Here is a 3,269-nt window from a genome sequence, read left to right as displayed (position 1 = left end):
GCAAGGCCGCCCAGACCATGGGCACGACCCCCAGAAAGATAAAGATAAGGTCCCCGGGCATGCGGCACCATTCGATAAAACGCACAAAATCCTGGGTGACATAGTCAAGGCCCCGGGCGTGCCAGTAGCCGTTTTGCATGACATCGACCATTTGCAGCACTCCGCCGGGAAAGAGGTTTCCCAGGACCATCAGGGCCAGACCCACATTAAGCCCCCAGAAGGAGACCCGGACAAACCTTTCCACCCGTGACCAGGCCTCATCCCTGAGCACCTGACGAAAGGCCATAACCGTCAAGGCCATGGCCTCCATACCGAAGGCCCCCATAAGGGCGCTGTGGGCGTGGTTAGGGGTCAGGATAGTGCCCACCTCGAAATAACTGATGATGGGCAGGTTGATCAGAAAACCGAAGATGCCTGCCCCTACAAAATTCCAGAAGCCTACGGCCATCAAAAAATAAAAGGTCCACTTATGCGGCAGGGCCATGGAGTTGCCGCCACGGGTTACCTTGACAAAATCCCAGGCATCCAGAGTCAGCAGGGTCAGAGGGAGCACCTCCATGGCGGAAAACATGGCGGAAAAGGCCAGATTGATCTGAGACTGACCGGTCCAATACCAGTGGTGGCCGGTGCCGATGATACCGCTGCCCAAAAAGAGAATGGCATCCAGACAAATGACCCGGACGGCAGTCTGCCTGGAAACCAGGCCCATTCGGAAAAAGGTGACGGCCACCATGACCGTTACCAAAAGCTCCATAAAGCCTTCCACCCAAAGATGGATGATCCAGAAGCGCCAGTTGTCCACCACGGTGTAGTTGGTCGCGCTGCCGAAGAAAAAAGCCGGCAGATAAAACAAAGGGATGGCCATGGCCGCCGCCATGAACAGGATGGAGATTTCCCGGCGCTGGGGGTCGCTCAAAGCCGGTCTTACCTGGCGCCACAGCAAAACGACCCAGATCACCATTCCCAGGGCCAGCAGGACCTGCCAGCCCCGGCCCAGATCCAGATATTCCCAGCCCTGGTGGCCGAACCAGAACCACAGCTTTCCCAAAAGATTGTGGATCCCCAGGAACTCCCCCAAAAGGCTGCCCCCGACCACCAGGACCAGGGCCCAAAACAAAACATTGATCCCCCCAACCTGGCCGCGGGGCTCCCCCTCACTCAGGGCCGTGGCCAACAGCAACCCGCCCCCGATATAAGCTGTGACTATCCAGAAAAGGGCCAATTGCAGATGCCAGGTGCGCAAAATATTGCTGGGAAAGACCTGGTAGAGGTCAAGGCCGAAGAAACTGCCCGGTTCGGCCCGGTTGTGTCCTACAGCGGCGCCGATCAGTGTCTGTGCCAAAAAGAGCACAGTGACGATAACAAAAAATTTAACGGTAGCCTGCTGGCCGGCCGTGGCCTTGCCGGGCACCAGGGTCGGATTGGTCTGGGGTGTCTCCCTCCAGCCTAAGTAGCTGAACTTGCCAAAGGCAAAGAGAATAGCCGCCGTTCCAGCCAGCAGGGTGATCAGGCTTAAAGCACTCCAGAGATAGGCTTCGGTGATCGGGGTGTTGCCCACCAAGGGGTCATAGGGGAAATTATTGGTGTAGGAATAGGACCGCCCCGGACGGCGGGCCACGGAAGCCCAGGCGGTCCAGGCAAAAAAGGCGGTGAGCTGCCGCAACTCGCCCGGGTCCTGGATGGTCTTGGTCTTCAGACCGCCGTTCAAAGCCGGATTGACAAAGTAATCGGCCCACAGATTCACCTGTTTTAGAAAGGACAACTCCTCGGCCGGCCGGAACACCAGGGTCCGGGTCCGGGGGTCATAGCGGTTTTCCTTAAGCAGTTCTTGGACCCAGAATTTGACCACCCCTTTTTCGCCCAGGGGAAGGTCCCCCAATGCCCGTCCGAAAAGGGATCGGCCCAGGATAAACCCGGCGTCCACACCCAGGGTGTGCAAATAGGCCGCCGAAAAGTCCGGTCCCAAATAGGCCCCATGCCCCCAGATGGTGCCATTTTCCATCAGTCCGTATTTCAAAAAGACGGCTTGCCCGGCTGAGATGTCCTTCCCGGTGAAAAGGGTTTCCCCAGCCTGGTTGACCACCCGATCGGGGATGGGAGGTGCACCTTGATAAGCCAGGCAGGCTATCCAGACCTGAATGCCGAAGCAGACCAGCAAGGTCAGGATGACAGCCCGCCGCCACCAGGGAGAGATTTTTTGGCTCAAGGTTTCTTGGCTGATCATCAAATTTCCCTTACTGTTTTTTGATTTACCATTCTCATTAGCCGACAGGCAAGTCAACAAGATTTCAGGGCACTTGGTTTTATGGCAAATCGACCAGAGTCCCCCACTCATCAGCCTCTCTGCAATCCGGGAATTTTCCGGTCTACAGGTGTACCGGTGGGACAAAAGGGAGGCCCTACCGCCGGCTCGTGATTGTTGTCGATTAAAATCATCTCCGCAGCAATCCCTGTTATCTGCAACGTGTAAGCAAGTGTAGTACCGACACTCCCGAAACCGGCTTTTCTCAGGATTAATAATCTTCAATGCCTTAGATTGGCCGGCAGCCACGACCTCTCATATCCCGATCACGGGGAACAAAGGGTTCGGTATTACGGCTTCTATGAGTAGTTTTAAAAATAACTGCTCAGCTTTCCTCCATGATTTAATGCGGTGTTTCATAAATTGAGATCTTCGGGAATCAATGAAAACATAATCGCATCGTAAACGCGGTCCCTTACGATCAGCCGTTTTCGCAATCGGCCTTCGCGGCAAGCGCCAATTTTGGTGGCCAGACCCTGGCTGGGGATATTCCCGGTCGCCACAATAATCTCGATCCTGTTCAGGTTCAACTCTTCAAACCCAAATCGGATCACCAGGGGAATCCCGGCGCTGGCCACGCCTTGTCTGGCACTACTGGTTCTGATCCAATACCCGAGATTGGCGAGACGATTTTCTCTGTCGAGGTTATTCAGACCACAAATGCCAAGCGGGCGTCCATCGGAGCGATCCGCGATCAGGAAATCATACTCCATTCCCCTCTGCCAGGTATCAGGACGAGACCCTAACCAAGTTCGGCTATCTTCAATGGAGTATCCCCGGTGACACCATGGCATCCACGGCGATAATTCCCTGATCGATTCACACACGGCTTCATACACCGGTTCCGCATCGGTCGGTCGGCAGGGGCGGACGATTAATGATCCGTCCAACGGTGTTAAGTAAATAGACATCAACCTCTCACAACTTAAGTTTTATTAGATGAATAATTTTTGGCAGACATGCTAAT

General features: G+C 55.0%; 2 protein-coding genes. Both read right to left on the bottom strand.

Annotation, left to right across the window (positions count from 1 at the left end; genetic code table 11):
* On the bottom strand, positions 1-2,224 hold a 2,224-nt coding region (locus ACYC56_RS13605), incomplete at its 3' end, for a nitric-oxide reductase large subunit (RefSeq protein ID WP_461374716.1).
* A gap of 434 nt (positions 2,225-2,658) precedes the next feature.
* Positions 2,659-3,213: a GNAT family N-acetyltransferase gene (locus tag ACYC56_RS13600; RefSeq protein WP_461374715.1), complete on the bottom strand. Its 555-nt coding sequence runs from the start codon at positions 3,211-3,213 to the stop codon at positions 2,659-2,661.
* Between the last annotated feature and the right edge of the window lie 56 nt (positions 3,214-3,269).

The organism is Candidatus Aquicultor sp. (assembly GCF_054640775.1).
The sequence above is the reverse complement of the archived record's forward strand: the minus strand, read 5'-3'. Positions and strand labels throughout refer to the sequence as shown.